12 protein-coding genes are annotated in these 15,952 nt (G+C 64.6%); 6 read left to right on the top strand and 6 right to left on the bottom strand.

Annotation, left to right across the window (positions count from 1 at the left end; genetic code table 11):
- Position 1 precedes the first annotated feature (1 nt).
- On the top strand, positions 2-1,072 hold the full coding sequence (locus tag IPV09_RS01490) for an ABC transporter ATP-binding protein (RefSeq protein WP_242681080.1): 1,071 nt from the start codon (positions 2-4) through the stop codon (positions 1,070-1,072).
- Between the two features lie 579 nt (positions 1,073-1,651).
- On the opposite strand, the gene IPV09_RS01495 is transcribed toward IPV09_RS01490, so the two are convergent.
- Positions 1,652-2,407, bottom strand: a complete 756-nt coding sequence (locus tag IPV09_RS01495; protein ID WP_207473161.1) for a hypothetical protein — start codon at positions 2,405-2,407, stop codon at positions 1,652-1,654.
- A gap of 51 nt (positions 2,408-2,458) precedes the next feature.
- Positions 2,459-2,716 carry a hypothetical protein gene (locus IPV09_RS01500; protein WP_207473162.1) on the bottom strand — a complete coding sequence of 86 codons (258 nt, stop codon included), beginning with the start codon at positions 2,714-2,716 and terminating at the stop codon, positions 2,459-2,461.
- Between the two features lie 97 nt (positions 2,717-2,813).
- Here IPV09_RS01500 and IPV09_RS01505 point away from each other — a divergent pair, with 97 nt between their 5' ends.
- From IPV09_RS01505 to IPV09_RS01525, 5 genes are all read left to right on the top strand, one after another.
- Positions 2,814-4,595, top strand: a complete 1,782-nt coding sequence (locus IPV09_RS01505) for a class I SAM-dependent DNA methyltransferase (RefSeq protein ID WP_207473164.1) — start codon at positions 2,814-2,816, stop codon at positions 4,593-4,595.
- Complete coding sequence (locus IPV09_RS01510) at positions 4,592-5,809, top strand: hypothetical protein (RefSeq protein ID WP_207473166.1); 1,218 nt, start codon at positions 4,592-4,594, stop codon at positions 5,807-5,809. Before IPV09_RS01505 ends, IPV09_RS01510 begins: the two co-directional genes overlap by 4 nt.
- 3 nt (positions 5,810-5,812) lie before the next feature.
- Positions 5,813-8,815, top strand: a complete 3,003-nt coding sequence (locus tag IPV09_RS01515; protein ID WP_207473168.1) for a type I restriction endonuclease subunit R — start codon at positions 5,813-5,815, stop codon at positions 8,813-8,815.
- Positions 8,816-8,929: 114 nt separating this feature from the next.
- A complete protein-coding gene (locus tag IPV09_RS01520) occupies positions 8,930-10,630 on the top strand; it encodes an ATP-dependent endonuclease (protein ID WP_207473169.1) in 1,701 nt (566 codons plus the stop codon).
- The gene (locus IPV09_RS01525) at positions 10,627-12,366 is read left to right on the top strand and encodes an ATP-dependent helicase (RefSeq protein WP_207473170.1); all 1,740 of its coding nucleotides are present in this window, start codon (positions 10,627-10,629) and stop codon (positions 12,364-12,366) included. Before IPV09_RS01520 ends, IPV09_RS01525 begins: the two co-directional genes overlap by 4 nt.
- A 192-nt stretch (positions 12,367-12,558) precedes the next feature.
- On the opposite strand, the gene IPV09_RS01530 is transcribed toward IPV09_RS01525, so the two are convergent.
- Genes IPV09_RS01530 through IPV09_RS01545 form a run of 4 tightly spaced genes read right to left on the bottom strand, consistent with a single transcriptional unit; the run spans position 12,559 to position 15,630 of the window.
- Complete coding sequence (locus IPV09_RS01530) at positions 12,559-13,473, bottom strand: ABC transporter substrate-binding protein (protein WP_207473171.1); 915 nt, start codon at positions 13,471-13,473, stop codon at positions 12,559-12,561.
- Positions 13,470-14,180, bottom strand: coding sequence for an ABC transporter permease (locus IPV09_RS01535; protein ID WP_242681081.1), 711 nt, complete (start codon positions 14,178-14,180; stop codon positions 13,470-13,472). Before IPV09_RS01535 ends, IPV09_RS01530 begins: the two co-directional genes overlap by 4 nt.
- Positions 14,144-14,797 (bottom strand): ABC transporter permease, encoded by a 654-nt coding sequence (locus IPV09_RS01540; RefSeq protein ID WP_370590175.1) that lies wholly within the window; start codon positions 14,795-14,797, stop codon positions 14,144-14,146. Before IPV09_RS01540 ends, IPV09_RS01535 begins: the two co-directional genes overlap by 37 nt.
- Complete coding sequence (locus IPV09_RS01545) at positions 14,794-15,630, bottom strand: ATP-binding cassette domain-containing protein (protein WP_207473172.1); 837 nt, start codon at positions 15,628-15,630, stop codon at positions 14,794-14,796. The genes IPV09_RS01540 and IPV09_RS01545 overlap by 4 nt, the downstream gene beginning before the upstream one ends.
- Positions 15,631-15,952 lie beyond the last annotated feature (322 nt).

Consider the following 15,952-nt stretch of genomic DNA (forward strand, 5'->3'; position numbering starts at 1 on the left):
GATGAACGAGGTCAGGGTCAACGACCTGCGGGCCGGCTATGGCCGCACCGAGGTGCTGCACGGGGTCAGCCTGACCGTCCCGCAGGGGGCGACCACCGCGATCCTGGGCGACTCCGGTTCGGGCAAGACCACCCTGTTGCGGGCCATCGCCGGGTTCATCAAGCCGTCCGGCGGTGAGGCCAGCATTGGCGGACGCCTGGTCGCCGGACCGCACAAGTGGGTGCCGCCGGAACGCCGCGGCATTGGCTACGTCCGCCAGGAGGGCGGGCTGTTCCCCCACCTCAGCGTCGCCGGGAACATTGCCTTCGGCCTGCCCGCCAGCGGCTTCACCAGCCGGGAGCGGGCCCATCGCGACCGGGTGCTGGAACTGCTGGACCTGGTGGAACTGCCCGCCGACCTGGCCGAGCGCCGTCCGGCCGAACTGTCGGGGGGACAGCAGCAGCGGGTCGCCCTGGCCCGGGCCCTCGCACCCCGCCCGGAGGTCGTGCTGCTGGACGAACCGTTCTCGTCGCTGGACACGGGGCTGCGGGCGGCGACCCGCGAGGCAACCGCGCGAGCGCTACGCGCGGCCGGGTCGACGGTGGTGCTGGTCACCCACGACCAGGCCGAAGCCATGTCCTTTGCCTCCGAGATCGCGGTGCTGCGCCACGGCGAGGTGCGGCAGGTGGCCGAGCCGCGCACCATCTACATGGCCCCGGCCGACCCGCAAGTGGCCTCCTTCATGGGCGACGCGGTGCTGCTGCCGGGCGAGACGGCCGACCAGCATGTGCGCTGCGCCGTCGGGATGCTGCCGGTGGTCGGTTTCATCCCCCGCGGGCAGGTGGACGTGCTGCTGCGTCCCGAGCAGTTGCGGCTGGTGGACCCCGGCAAGGGCGTCGCCGATGCCTATGTCTCCCGGGTGGACTTCTACGGCCACGACGCCCTGGTCAGCCTGAACCTGGCGCGGATCGCGCCCGAGTTCAGCGAGCACACCAGTGGGGTGCTGGCCCGGGTGCGGGGCACCTCCACCCCGGAGGTGGGGCAGTTGGTCGGGCTGGAACTGGTCAGCCCGGTGCGGGTGTTCAGCCGCTGAGCGCGGCGCGCGACAATGGCTGCATGGGGTTACCACCTGAGGCCCTGCGGGACCTGGAATGGCTGCGCGACGACTTCACCACCCTGGTCGCGACGGCGTCCCCCTCTGACCTGGACGCTCCCAGCCACGGCACCCGGTGGACCAACCGCGAACTGCTCTTCCACATGTGGTTCGGGCAGCGGATCGCGCGGGTCTTCGTCCCACTCATCGGCGCCTTCCGCCGGTTGCCCGACCCGGCGCAGCGGGCGTGGGCACGCCTGCTGACCGCCACCACGCGCACCTACTCGTGGGTGAACTACATCGGCGCCGTGGGCGGAGCGCGGGTGCTGGGCATCGGGTTCGCGCGGCGCATGATGGACGCCGACACGGCGTGGCTGCTGCGTTGGGCAGAACACGCCAGCCCCCAGGACCTCGCCCGCGGGATGCACGTGCCCCTGTCCTGGGACCCGTACTTCACCGACTGGATGGATGAAGCGACACGTGGGTTTCGGAAGCCCATGTATGACGTCACCAGAGCGATAAGGCTGCCCGCCGCCATGATCACCGGCCGCGCTGCTACGCCGCTCGAGTCTGGCCACCTCATAACCCCTCGACCGCTCCCGCTTCTGCCACCCACCAGACTTCGATCGCCGCAGCATCCAGGGATGAGCGCGTCTCCTCAAACAGCGTTCGGTATCGAGGGAAGTCCGGGAGCGCGATCACGCTGCGATAGTCCGGGTTGCGTGTCCGGAGACGCATGGCGGCCAGCACGGCCTGGCTGTACCAGTGCACCGCCTGGTTGCTTGGTCGGGTTGGTTTCACTTCGCCTGCCCTGCGAGGGTCGGCGTAAGTCCTGCTCGGGAATCCCTTGACTTCGATGCCTACAGTCTCGCCGATACATGTAGCGACTATGTCAATGCCGCGCTCGCGAGTGATCGTGTCGGCTTGTGACACGATACGCCAGCCATGCATGTCGAGAGCCGCGACGACCTTCTGTTGCACCATGGCCTCGGAGTGCCATACGGGGTCGTCAGCAGTGGACGGCCTCTGGGCTGACCCACGAGCGGCGTCGGGCCCATGCGCCCCGCGAGCCGTAACCTCGCCGCGAACCTCCAGCCCCAGCTTTCCAAGGTGACGGTGCGCGGTCCGCGCGTTGAACAGCGCCTCCGGAATCCCGCTCCCCACCCCAAACGCCTGGTTGACCGGAAACCAGACACCTTGGATCTTGACTGCGTACTTGCCAACCCTTCGGGGCCGGATCCCTTCGAGTCGTGCTACCACGTCAGAACGCGCGAGACGGTAGTTCTGGCCCGCCAACGTGAACTGGATCACTGGGTCCACAGCACTGTGCGACATCAACAAATGCTATCCCGTCTGTCTCCTGGTTTCGAGTACTCCCACCTCGGCTCAGCGGATACCCTCACCCGAGCGCGCAGTATGCTCATAGAGCCCGCTCTCCCGAGCAATCTCGGCCATTTCCTCTAACGCGTCTTTCCGCCGCTCAGCGAGGCGGCGCTGATATTCCGTCAGATCGCTCAAGCGAATGTTCGCCCGTTCAGCCGTCTGCACGTAGGGAAGGTCCCCGGACGCCAGCAGAGACGCCACAATCTCGGGCGGGACACTCAGAAAGGCCGCCGCCTCATCTATGCCGACCTGTAGGTCCATGCCGCCAAGCGTACGCACGCGCACGCCGGTGGGCCACGGAGTAATGCTGATCCCATATCCGATAGCTTGATCCCCACCACCCCATCGAAGGAGATCCGTGGCCCCCCAAGGTTTCGCTGACAAGGTCGCTTTCGTCTGGAGGGTCGCGGACAAGCTTCGCGGAACCTTCAAGCAGCACGAGTACGGCGCGATCATGCTGCCCCTGCTGGTCCTTCGCCGCATGGACGCGGTGCTCGAGCCCACCAAGGACGCAGTGCTCGCCGCCGCCGCGAACTTCCCCGAGCCCTATAACGAGGGCCATGACATGGTGCTGAAGAAGACGGCGAAGCAGCGGTTCTACAACACCTCACCGCTCACCTTCGTCTCGATGCTCAGCGACGACCGCAACCTGGCAGCCCAGCTCTCCGGCTACATCCGCCGCCTCTCCCCCGACGCCTATCGGGTGATGGAGGCCTACAACGTGGACGACAAGATCCAGCGGATGGACCGCGCCGGACTCCTCTACCAGGTGCTGTCCGACTTCGCCGACCTTGACCTGCGTCCGAGCGTGGTCAGCAACGAGGCGATGGGCTACATCTTCGAAGAGCTCCTACGGAAGTTCAACGAAATGAGCAACGAGACCGCGGGGGAGCACTACACCCCGCGTGAGGTGATCTCGCTCATGGTCGACCTGCTGCTCACCGGCCACACCAATGCCGAGCTCGCCGCCAACCCCAAACCGGTCCGCACGGTCTACGACCCGGCCGCCGGCACCGGCGGCATGTTGATGGGGGCGCTGGAGAAGATCCGCGAACGCAACCCCGAGTCGATCGTCCATGTGTACGGGCAGGAACTCAACGACGAGACCTGGGCCATTGCCCAGTCCGACCTGATGATGCAGGACATTTCCCCTGACCAGATGGCGAACGGCAACTCCCTCACCCAGGACGAGTTCCGGCTGAAGCAGTTCGACTTCATTCTCGCCAATCCGCCCTACGGGGTGGACTGGAAGAGTTACGCGGCACCGATCAAGGACGAGCACCAGAAGCTCGGCTTCTCCGGCCGGTTCGGAGCCGGCCTGCCCCGGGTCTCTGACGGATCGCTGCTGTTCCTGCAGCACATGTTGTCGAAGATGAAGCCGGACGGCTCCCGCGTGGGCATCGTGTTGTCCGGCTCCCCGCTGTTCTCCGGAGCAGCAGGGTCGGGTGAGTCGGAGATCCGCCGCTGGATCCTGGAGAACGACTGGCTCGAAGGCATCGTGGCCCTGCCGGACCAGATGTTCTACAACACCGGCATCTCCACCTACGTCTGGATCCTCACCAACGACAAGGACGAGGACGCCCACGGTCTGGTGCGGCTCATCGACGGCCGCGACTCCGGGACGAAGATGCGCAAGTCCCTTGGCGACAAGCGCAAGGAGCTCACTCCCTACGCCATTGCCGAACTGGTACAGATCTACGGTGACGCCCTGGGCGAGGACGTAGACGAGAAGCGGGCGCGGGTGCTGCCGCGCGAGGCATTCGGGTTCCAGCGAATCACCGTCGAGCGCCCGCAGACCGACGAGGACGGCAACCCGGTGCTGAAGCGGGGCAAGCCGGTGGTGGATGCCTCGCTGCGGGACCAGGAGAACGTGCCGCTGCCAGCGGGCTTCTTCGACCTGGACGAGTCAGAGCGCGAGCCGGTGTTGGCGGAAACGGCGGAGAAGCACCTCGCCGAGGAGATCCACCCCTACGTGCCGGACGCCTGGATCGACCACGCCAAGACGAAGGTCGGGGTGGAGATCCCGTTCACCCGGCAGTTCTACGTGTACGAGCCGCCGCGGCCGGTGGAGGAGATCGCTGGGGAGATCAAGGAGCTTGAGGGGGAGATCCAGGAGTGGATGGCGGGGTTGGGGCTGTGAGGACGGTTCCATTGCGCTCGCTGGTGGATGTGAGTCGCCTCACTGTGCAGCCGTCTGAAATGGGTGAGTCGGTACTGCATTTCAGCATCCCGGCACTGGATCAGGGTGAGCCCGTATTGGTTCCGTCCGCTGATATCGACTCGCACAAGCTCAGATTGCAAGGGGGCGAGATTCTGATAAGTCGCCTCAACCCCCGGATTCCTCGCGTCCACATCGTTCCTCGCACCCTGCCTTTCGAATCCGTCGCATCGACCGAGTTCGTGGCACTCAACCCTCGCCCCGCGGCTGACCCGGATTTCACCCGCTACTTCCTACTGTCGAGTGCTGTGCGAGGTCGGCTCCATAGCGAGGTTCGATCTGCCACCCGAAGCCACCAACGCGTTGATCCAGATGTGATCCTCCAGCTCCGAGTGCCCAAGTACGGACACAGGGAACAGCGGCGGATCGCGGACTTCCTCGACGACCGAGTGGCTCGGATCGACCAGATCATCGCCGCCCGCCGAGACCAGATCCGTGCCATTGACGAGGCGACCCGGTCAGAGCTTTGTGAGGGCAGTCTGTACTCTAAGGGGCCACGAGTCCAGCTTCGGCGATTGATACAGGGCGAGCGTCTCGGGATCTGGGGGTCAAACCCGGGCGAGGAGGTGAGGGATATATCTGTCGCTCGGGTAGCCGACTTCAACCGGCACGACTTCACGCTGGGCCCGACCCAGACAATCAGGAGCGCGACGGATGCACAGGTCGACAGCCGACTGCTTCTCCCCGGCGATGTCCTTCTGGAGCGATCCGGCGGGACGCAGCTTAATCCCGTGGGTTGCCCCGCGTATGTGGTCGCCGTCGAAGGGCCGGTCGTATGCAGCAACTTCGTCTCGAGACTCCGTCCGAAAGAAGGGGTCGATGGCCGTTATCTCTCTTTGGTCCTAGGAGCGCTGTACGCCACGCGCCAACAGTCGCCCCATTCGACACAAACCACGGGAATCATGAATCTGAACACCGGTTCCTACTTCAAGGTCTTGATCCCGCTGCGCAGCCCACAAGAGATGTCTGAACTGGGGCGACGTCTGGACCGTGCATTAGCCGCTGCACGTGAGCACCAGGGACAGCTCAACCGCTCCATCGAGCTCCTCACCGAGTACAAGTCCTCCCTGATCACCGCCGCCGTCACCGGCGAACTCGACGTCGCTACCGCCAGCCGCCGCATCCCCGGAGAATGAGCCATGAGCGTCCACCTGGAGTCGTCCTTCGAAGCCAACATCGAGGCACATCTCGTCCAACACGGGTGGCACCAGCTCGCCCCGTCCGGATACGACAAGTCCCTCGGGCTCTTCCCTGACGAGGTGATCACCTACCTCCAGACCTCCCAGCCCAGGGCCTGGCAGCAACTCGTCACCCGCCACGGCGGCAAGTCCACAGCCCGGCAGAAGTTCCTGACCACCCTCGCCAAGGCCATCACCTCCCGCGGAACCATCAATGTGCTGCGCGACACCGTCAAGGACTCCGGCGTCACCATCCGGATGTGCTGGTTCAGGCCCGCGAACAACCTGACCCCAGAACTCGAGGATCGTTACCGGGCGAACCGCTGCGGGGTCGTGCGCCAGCTGCACCACTCCGAGTCCAATCCCGCCGACTCCCTTGACCTGGCCCTGGTCGTCAACGGCATCCCGGTCGCAAGCGCGGAGCTGAAGAACCCGCTCACCCACCAGACGGTGGAGCATGCGATGACGCAGTACCGCACCGACCGGAACCCGAACGACCTGATCTTCGCCCACCGGACCCTGGTCCACTTCGCGCTGGACCCGCACCAGGTGATGATGACCACCAGTCTCGAGCGTGAGCAGACCCGGTTCCTGCCCTTCAACCAGGGCACCGCCGGCCCCGGCCAGCCCGGCCGCGCGGGCAACCCGCAAAACTCGTCTGGCTACCAGACCGATTACCTGTGGCAGCAGGTCTGGCAGCGGGACAACTGGCTCGATCTGCTCGCCACCTTCGTCCACGCCCAGGACGGCCGGATCTTGTTCCCCAGGTTCCACCAGTGGCACGCGGTGAAGTCGATCGTCCAGGCCACCCGCCAGGCTGGCGCCGGGACCGACCGGCTGATCCAGCACTCCGCCGGCTCGGGCAAGTCCAACACCATCGCCTGGACCGCGCACTCCCTGCAGCGCCTTCACGGCGAAGACGATCGTCCGGTCTTCGACAAGGTCGTCGTGATCACCGACCGCCGCGTGCTCGACCGGCAGCTGCAGGAAACCGTCGCCGGACTGGACCACACGCCCGGCACGATCGTCCGTGTGGACCAGCACTCCAGCCAACTCAAAGAGGCACTCGAGGGCAATGCCGCCCGCATCATCATCACGACCCTGCAGAAGTTCCCCGTGGTGGCCAAGTTCGCCGCAGAGGACGCCGCCGCCGGTGAGGGCAAACAGATCGCCGGCAAGCAGTTCGCGGTGATCGTCGACGAGGCGCACTCGTCGACCACGGGCAATGCGGTCAAGCAGCTCAAGTCGGTGCTGGGCGGAGCCTCGCTCGAGGAGGCCGAGGCTGCCGAAGCCGCCGCCGAGGCTGCGGCCGAAACCTCGGACCTCGTGGTCCAGAGCGCTCTGGCGCGTGGCAAGCAGAAGAACCTGTCCTTCTTCGCGTTCACCGCCACTCCGAAGCCGAAGACGCTGGAGCTGTTCGGTGAGCTGGTCGAGGGAATCCACCGACCGTTCCACACCTACTCGATGCGTCAGGCCATCGACGAGGGTTTCATCCTGGACGTGCTGGCGAACTACTCGACTTATGGGACCTACTACAAGCTGGCCAACGCCTCGCCGGTGAATGATCCGGAGATGGATCAGGGCAAGGCCCGCGCTGCGTTGGCCAGGTTCGTGTCGCTGCATCCGTACCAGTTGGAGCAGAAGGCCGAGGTGATCGTCGAGCACTTCCGGCAGAAGACCGCCCTCAAGATCGACGGCCGCGCCAAGGCCATGGTCGTCACCCGGTCCCGGCTGCATGCGGTGCGGACCAAGCAGGCGCTGGACGCCTACATCACGCGCAAGGGCTACGACAGCGGTGCGGACGCTATGCGGACGTTGGTGGCCTTCTCCGGTGCGGTGACCGACCCGGAGGTGCCGCAGGTGGCGTGGACCGAGGCCGGGATCAACGGCTTCACCGAGACCCAGTTGCCGAAGCGGTTCCGCGACGACGACTACCAGGTGCTGGTCGTGGCGGAGAAATACCAGACCGGCTTCGACGAGCCGCTGCTGCACACGATGTACGTGGACAAGAAGCTCGCCGGGGTGAAGGCCGTGCAGACGCTCTCTCGGCTGAACCGGGTACATCCCGGTAAGGAGGACACCTTCATCCTCGATTTCGCGAACACCGCCGATGAGATCAGGGAAGCCTTCGAGCCGTTCTACGAGCAGACGATGGCCACCCCGACCGAGCCGAACATCCTGTACACGATGCACCACGCGCTGATGTCAGCCGGCGTGCTGTCGCGGCAGGAGATGCAGGCCTGCGTGACGGCGTTGTTGTCGCAGGACCCGGCCCAGCAGTCGCAGGTGTACGCGAACGTCACCCCAGCGGTCGGACGGTTCGTCCTGATCGAAGACGAGGATGAACAGGCGGACTTCCGGTCAAGGTTGAACCACTTCTGCCGTGCGTACGCGTTCGTCGCGCAGGTAATGCCGTGGACCGACCCCGAGTTGGAGGAACTGTTCCTCTACGGACGAGTGTTGCTCACGGAGTTGCCTGCGGACAGTGACGACCCGCTGCCCCAGTTGAGCAAGTCGGTGCAGCTCACGCACCTGCGGATTGCGGTCACGTCGGACTCATCGATCACGCTGGACGGTTCGGACGAGCCGGGTGAGGCACTGCCCGGGATGGGTGAGGGGCATCAGGCAGAGCCGGTGCTCGACAAGCTGTCGGCGATGATCGCGGCTTTGAACGACAAGTTCGGGGCCGACCTTGGCGAGGCGGACAAGGTCTGGTTCGACCAGCAGCGGCTCTCGGTCATGGAGGATGTCGAGCTGAAGCTGGTTGCGATGCACAACGATCGCAGCCAGTACGAGCTGATGCTCAAGGACAGGCTCAAGCAGAAGATCGTGGACCGGCACGACCAGAACCAGGTGCTGTTCAACCTGTTCTTCGAGAAGCCGGAAGTTCAAGACTGGGTGCTCGGGTTCCTGTCGTCGACGTATGAGGAGTTCCGGAGCGCGAGCGGGAGCGAGACCGCCTGAACCAAGCAACCTCCACTTTGCCCGAGGGCTCCTGGTTTCCTGCAGAAGCGCTATTGAGCCCGACTTCGTCCGCTCTTGGCTGCTGGTGATAGTGCCGCTCGCTAAGATCAGGGGATGCAGCTTGACGCCCTCCGAATCAAGAACTTCCGCAACCTTCGGGACGTCAATGTCCAGCTCGCTGCGGCGCCCGTGGTCGTCGGCGAGAACGGCAGCGGCAAAAGCAATCTGGTGCACGCGCTTCGACTCGTTCTGGACCCAGCTCTCTCGTTTCAGCAGCGGACGCTCACGGCTGACGATTTTTGGGACGGTATAGGCGCGGACCCAATGCATCAGGGTGCAGAAATCTCTATCTCCGTGGACCTAGTTGATTTCGCGGACGAACCAGGCTTGCTCGCCACCCTCGCGGGGGCGGTCATCACGGGAGACCCCTCACGCGCGCGGCTCACGTACTTGTTCCGACCACGGGAGGGACATGAGGCGGCGGATCCGCCGCTCTACGAGTGGCTCATTCACGGGGGCGAGGACCCTGACCAAGTGGTCGGTGGAGATCTCAGGACCTACGTGCACCTTGCGCACATGCAGGCCCTTCGCGACGCCGAGGCCGACCTCGCCTCTTGGAGACGTTCTCCACTGCGCCCGATTCTCGACGAGATCGGCCGTAGCGTGCCGGCCGAACAGATAGCGACAGTGCGCGCGGCTCTGAACGAAGCTCGCGATGCCATCAACGAGCTTGAAGCGGTAAGAACCGCTGCCACGATGATCGCGGCCCGATCGCGCGAGTTGGTTGGAGATGAGAACGCGCTGGACCCCACGTTGGGGGTGGCCCCGACCGATCCGGCTCGAGCACTCAGGAACCTGCGGCTTCTGCTAGATGGGTCGTCGCAGCGGGATCTGGAGATGTCCAGTCTTGGCACTCTGAACGTGCTGTACCTCGCCCTCCTTCAGGCTGAGCTGGGTCGTCGGCTCAAGAATGCGGAGATCGAGTACGCGCTTATTACTATCGAGGAACCGGAGGCCCACCTTCATCCCCATCTCCAACGGCGCATGTTCAGTGGTCTCCAGTCACGCCGGGACTCGAGATCGAGCACCTTCGTCACGACTCATAGTCCACACATCGTCTCCGTGACAGACCCGAAAAATCTCCTGAGGATGCGCGCGACGCCAGGGGGCGCGGATGTGAGGTCCGCACGGACGGCGGATCTATTGCCGAACGAGTGGGAAGACCTTCAGCGCTATCTCGACGCCACGCGATCGGAACTCGCCTTCGCCAAATCAGTGATTCTGGTTGAGGGCTTTGCCGAGCAAGTCCTGCTCCAGCGAATGAGCACAAGTCGCGACTTCGATGAGGTAGGGCTCACTGTGTGCGCCATTCATGGCACGCACTTCCTTCCCTATGTAAAGTTTGTAAGGGCTCTCGGCATCCCATACGCAGTCATCACCGACGGTGATCCGAACCTCCCGGACGGGCGAACTGGCGCCGACAGGGTAGCCCGGCTGTGCGCTAGTTTGAACATTGACGAGTCGAGTGCTGAAGCGGAGGGCATCTTCCTAGGCGACGTGACCCTGGAGGTAGACCTCTACAAGCACTCGAAGGGTAACCAGCGCTTAATGATCGATGCGCTAAAGTCAATGATTCCTGGTCCGTCGGCCGCCACCGTCGAGCATGCGTGGTCGAATGACAGCATCGACGCCGACGACGTGCTCAGAAGGATCCGCAGGAAGAAGGGCCTATTTGCGCAGCGGTTAGCCAGCATGGAAGACCTCCTTACTGCGCCCGATTACGTCCAAAAAGCCTTCGATCACCTTCGCTCATGAGCCGACTAGCGGAAGCAATCACTGAGCTGCGCACGAACCCGGAGCAGTGGGTCGCGTTCACTGCCGTCGGCAATATTGTGGTACTTGCGCCACCTGGAAGTGGCAAGACACAGTTGCTCACGGCTCGGGCTGCTTCGGATCTACGCGAGCAACTCGTAGGACCGCGTGGAGCAGCATGCATCACCATGACAAACGAGGCAGCATGGGAAATGCGACGTCGACTTGACGCGTTCGGGGTTCAGCGTCGTCCGAACCTTTTTGTGGGAACTGTGCACTCATTTGCGCTCAGAAGAATCGTCCTCCCATTCGCTAAAGCGGCCGGTGAGGAGCTGCTCGCGGAGAGCAGCCTCGTTTCAGACGCGGAGGCGGAAGAGCTTCTGAGGGACATCTACCTCGGCCGGTCATTCCGCAACGAAGACTTCGCGAACATAAGAACGAACGTAATGCGCGTCAGGCAACGAATGGACTTCTCTGGCGATCTCCAGTTCGGGGGTTCACGTATTGCTGACTTGGCCCAAGAATTCTCCGCGGAGTTGCGCACGCGGCGTCAATACGATTTTGTCGAGCTGATTTCTTGGGCGGTGTATCTCGTCGAGGAGCACCCATGGATCCGCCAGACTCTGTCCGCGTGTTTCCCTCGGATTTACGTCGACGAATACCAAGATCTTGCACCGGGTCTTGATCGAATCGTACGCGCGCTCACGGTTGGCTCAACTGGGTCTGGCTCCAACCTGTTCGCCGTTGGGGACCCAGACCAGTCGATCTACGCGTTCTCAGGTGCTCACCCGGAGTTGCTTCGTTCGCTATCTGGGGACCCACGCACTGTGAGCGTGCGACTCCGGCGTAACTACAGGAGTGGACAGAATGTCATTGACTCTGGCATCCGCGTCCTTGGTGAGCATCGCGATGTCACTGGCCAGAGCGCGGGGGGATCCCTTAAGATCCACGGGGCCACCGGAGGCGTTCCGGGACAATCTGAGCTATGCGTCAAGCTGGTAAAGACCGCACTGGGCAGGGGTGTGGCTCCGGAGGAAATCGCGGTTCTGACGTCATGGAAGTCCGACCGTGAGGAGATCACAGGCGCGCTTCGTAGTGCGGGTGTCTTGTGTTTCTCCCGCGCGCAACTTGATTGGCATTCGACGCCTGGGACCGTGTTGGTCGAGCGACTGGCCGCCTGGGCCTTGCGCGGCGAGTCGATGACGCTCAGCCTCTCAGTCCTTCTCGACAGACTGCCTGCCATCACGGGGGGGCCAGTCAGCCATAAGGCGAAGGTGGAAGTTGTGCGCCTGCTCTTCGACTCGGATGAGACGACTCGCATCACCGACTTCTTGGAGCGCTTAAGTGTGGCACTGGCGGAGGATCGGGGCGTAAGGGCGACGCGGGATGATGGATTCGCCAGCATGCGTTCTGCCTACTCAGAGACAGGGCCGTTATCGAACCATATGCTGAGCAATCTTGCACTACTCGCGCACGCGCCTGATCATGTGATGGTGGCCACCATCCACGCGTCGAAGGGATTGGAGTTCGACTACGTCATCGTGGCCGGAGTAGACGAGCAGGTAATGCCGGGGTGGAACGCCGACGAGTCTGAGTGGGAAGAGGCGCGGAGGTTGCTCTACGTCGCAATCACTCGTGCGCGACGAGGCGTGGACATTGTCTACACGGACACACGCTGGAGCAAACGGAAGCAGAAGTCGTACAACGTGAAACGCAGCCCGCTACTGGAGTATTTATAGATCGCCTGCGGCGGACTACCAGCTTCTCCAAGGTCCGCGCGACGGGGCCCAGACCGGAACACCATCAACTGTCATGGACACGCCTTCGGCACGCACCATCATCAGCCCTGCTTTAGCCGCGCACGTCGCAGCGCCGCTGAGTTCGACCGCACGGACCTCGTAAAGCTACCACTGCCGATTGCTCACGGCAGCTCAGACCAACCCCTTCTCCCCCAACCACGCCTTGGCGATCTCGTCCGAGCCGAGCTTCTCGTCGACCGAACGAGCATTCAGCTTCTGCAACTCCGTGGCGGTCAGCGCCTTGTTGACCTTGTCGATCGCCGCAGCGGCGGCATCGTCCACCTTCTTGGAGACCACCGGTACCACGTTCTGGGGAAGGATCAGATTCTTGGGGTCCTTCAGCACCACCAACCCCTGCTTGGCGATGACCGGGTCGGCGGTGTAGATGTCGGCCACCTGCACGTCGCCGTCCAGCAGCGCCTTGACCGTCAACGGGCCACCGGAGTCCTCCACCGGGACGACCTCGGCGTCGACGCCGTAGGCCTCCTTGAGACCCTTGGGCCCGTAGGGACGAGTGCTGAACTCGCTGTTGGCGGCGATCTTGATCGTGCCGCCGACCTTGGTCAGGTCGGCGATGCTGGCCAGGCCGTGCTGCTCGGCCAACGCCTTAGTGACGGTGTAGGAGTCCTGGTCGCTGGCCTCGGCGGGGTCGAGGACCCGCAGCTTGTCACCGAGCGCCTTGCCCAGTTCGGTCTGGATCGCGTAGACCGTCGTGGCGGTCGAGGACTTGTCGAGGTACTGCAGCAGGTTGCCGTTGTATTCAGGGAAGACGTCGATCTTGCCTGCCTGGATCTCGGGAAGGTAGACCTCGCGCTGGCCAATCTGGTACTGCCGGGTGACGGTGAAGCCGGCTTTCTCGAGCGACTGGGCGTACAGCTCGGCAATTATCTCATTGGAGTAGTAGGCCTGCGATCCCACCACCAGCGTTCCACCGGCAGCGGTGTTGGCGGCGGTGGTCGCGTCCTGGCTGAGCGGGTCAGCCGACGAGCATCCGGCCAGGACGGCGAGCCCCGCCAGCGAGACGAAGTGACGACGGTTGAGCGTCATGAGCGTTCCTTTCGGGTGAGTGCATGGGCAGGGGTTGCCACGCGCTGGAGGGTGAGGAAGATGAGTTCACTGGTGATGGCCAGGCCGATGACCAGCAGTGAGGACGCCAGCATGACGTCGTACTGCTGGGTCTTCAACCCCAGGAAGAGCAGCCTGCCCAGTCCGCCGGCCCCCACGTAGGCCGCGAGGGTGGCGGTGGAGATGATCTGCAGCATCGCCGAGCGCAGCCCGCCCAGCAGCACCGGCAGGCCGAGCGGCACCTCGACCTGTCGCAGGATCTGCCACTCGGTCATTCCGGCCGCGCGGGCCCCGTCCACGACGGCACGGTCCACGCCCTGGACGCCGGCATAGGCGCCGGCGAGCACGCTGGGGATGCCCAGGATGACGAAGGCCAGCATCGGGGCGGTCAGGCCAATGCCGACCATGATGCCGAACAGGGTCACCAGTCCCAGGGTGGGCAGGGCGCGGGCACCGCCGCTGAGCCCGACGGCGAGGCCGCGTCCGCGTCCGGTGTGGCCCACCCACCAGCCGATCGGGATGGCGATCAGCGCCGAGATCGCCAGGCCCAGCAGGCTGTACCAGAGGTGTTGCCACAACAGGGGCCCTGCCCCGAGGGCACCGGTCCAGTTCTCGGCGACACCGAGCCAGGCGAAGGCCTCGACCAGGAAGTTCATGCCGCCCCCGCCGTCGCCTCGGGTCGTGCCCATGGCAGGATGAGTCGTCCGGCGCGGGCCAACAGCCAGTCGACCAGCAGCGCCAACACGACGGTGGCCACCAGTCCGGTGACGATCTCCTCGATGATGCCGCGCTGGAAGCCGTCGGTGAACAGTTGCCCGAGGCTGGGAATGCCCAGCACCGCGCCCACGGTGACCAGCGAAATGGTGCTGACCGCCACCACCCGCAGCCCTGCCAGCATGGTCGGACCCGCCAGCGGCAGGTCGACGGTCAGGAAACGGCGCACCGGCGGATGTCCCATCGCCACCGCGGCGTCGAGCACCTTGGCATCGACCTGGCCCAGGGCGTCCACGGTGGCCGGCACCATCAGCGCCAGCCCGTACAGGGTCAGTGCGACGACCATGTTGACCTGGTCACGGATGTTGGTGCCCAGCAGCAGGGGCAGCACGATGAACAAGGGCAGCGACGGGATCGCGTACATCAGCGACGACAGCGAGACCAACGGCACCCGCAGCCAGCGCACCTTGTTGGCGAGCCAGGCGACCGGCACCGCCAGCACCAGGCTGAGCGCGATCGGCGGCAGGGACAGCATCAGGTGGCGCACCAGCAGCTGGCCGATCAGGTCGAGATTGCCCAGCAGCCAGGTCACGAGCCGCCGCCCGTGGTGCCGGGGGCGGTGAGCAGGCCCACGGGTCGTCCGTGTGCGTCGACCAGAACGGTGCGGCCGTTGACCTGTTCGGGGTGCAGCGAGCGTTCGCCGCTGTCCAGGCCCACGAACTGGCGGACGAAGTCGTCGGCGGGGTCAGCGAGAATCTGGTGGCCGGTGCCCCGCTGGGCGACCTCGGCATGCGGCTTGAGGATGATGATCTCGTCACCCAGCAGCAGTGCCTCGGTGATGTCGTGGGTGACGAAGACGACGGTCTTGCCCAGTTCCCGCTGCAGGCCCAGCAGCCACTGCTGCAGGTCGCTGCGCACGAGCGGGTCGACCGCCCCGAACGGTTCGTCCATCAGCAGGATGTTCGGGTCGGCCGCCAGCGCCCGGGCGACACCCACCCGCTGCTGCTGACCGCCCGAGAGTTGGTGCGGGTAGCGGTTGGCCATGGACCGGTCGAGGCCGACCAGGTCCATCAGTTCGTGGGCCCGGGTGCGGGCCTGCTGGCGGCCGGTGCCGTTCAGCATCGGGACGGTGGCGATGTTGTCGATCACCTTGCGGTGCGGCAGCAGCCCGCCCTGCTGCATCACGTAGCCGATCCGTCGGCGCAGGTGCACCGGGTTGAGGGTGGCGACGTCCTCGTCGTCGATCAGCACGCGTCCGGCGGTGGGGTCGACCATCCGGTTGACCATCCGCATCAGGGTGGTCTTGCCGCTGCCACTGGACCCGACGAGCACGGTGGTCGAGTGGCTGGGCACGACCGCGCTGAAGTCCGCGACGGCGGCGGTGCCGTCGGGGTAGCGCTTGGAGACGTGCTGGAACTCGATCACGGGGGTCCTCCCTGCTGGGCAGGTGGTGCAACGGGGATGGGCTGCGGTTTGTTCCGGGGGTTCCACGATTGCACAGCCCGACGACACCTGCGGCTGATCCGGCGGTGTTGTCCAGCCGCAAGTCATCGGGATGGCGAGGGCATCCTCACTGCGCGTGGAGTGCCGCCCGTTGCGTGGTTCGCAGGCCTTTCAGGGACCCGTGCCTAGTGCCACATATCGCGGCATTCTGCTTTTTGATACCCCCATGGGGTATATAGTCAGGACAGAAGGGAGCGATATGTCCAGACAGAAGCACGACCAGCACGACCAGCACGAGCAAGAG

This window comes from Tessaracoccus sp. SD287 (genome assembly GCF_017355265.1).
Classification (GTDB): domain Bacteria; phylum Actinomycetota; class Actinomycetes; order Propionibacteriales; family Propionibacteriaceae; genus Aestuariimicrobium.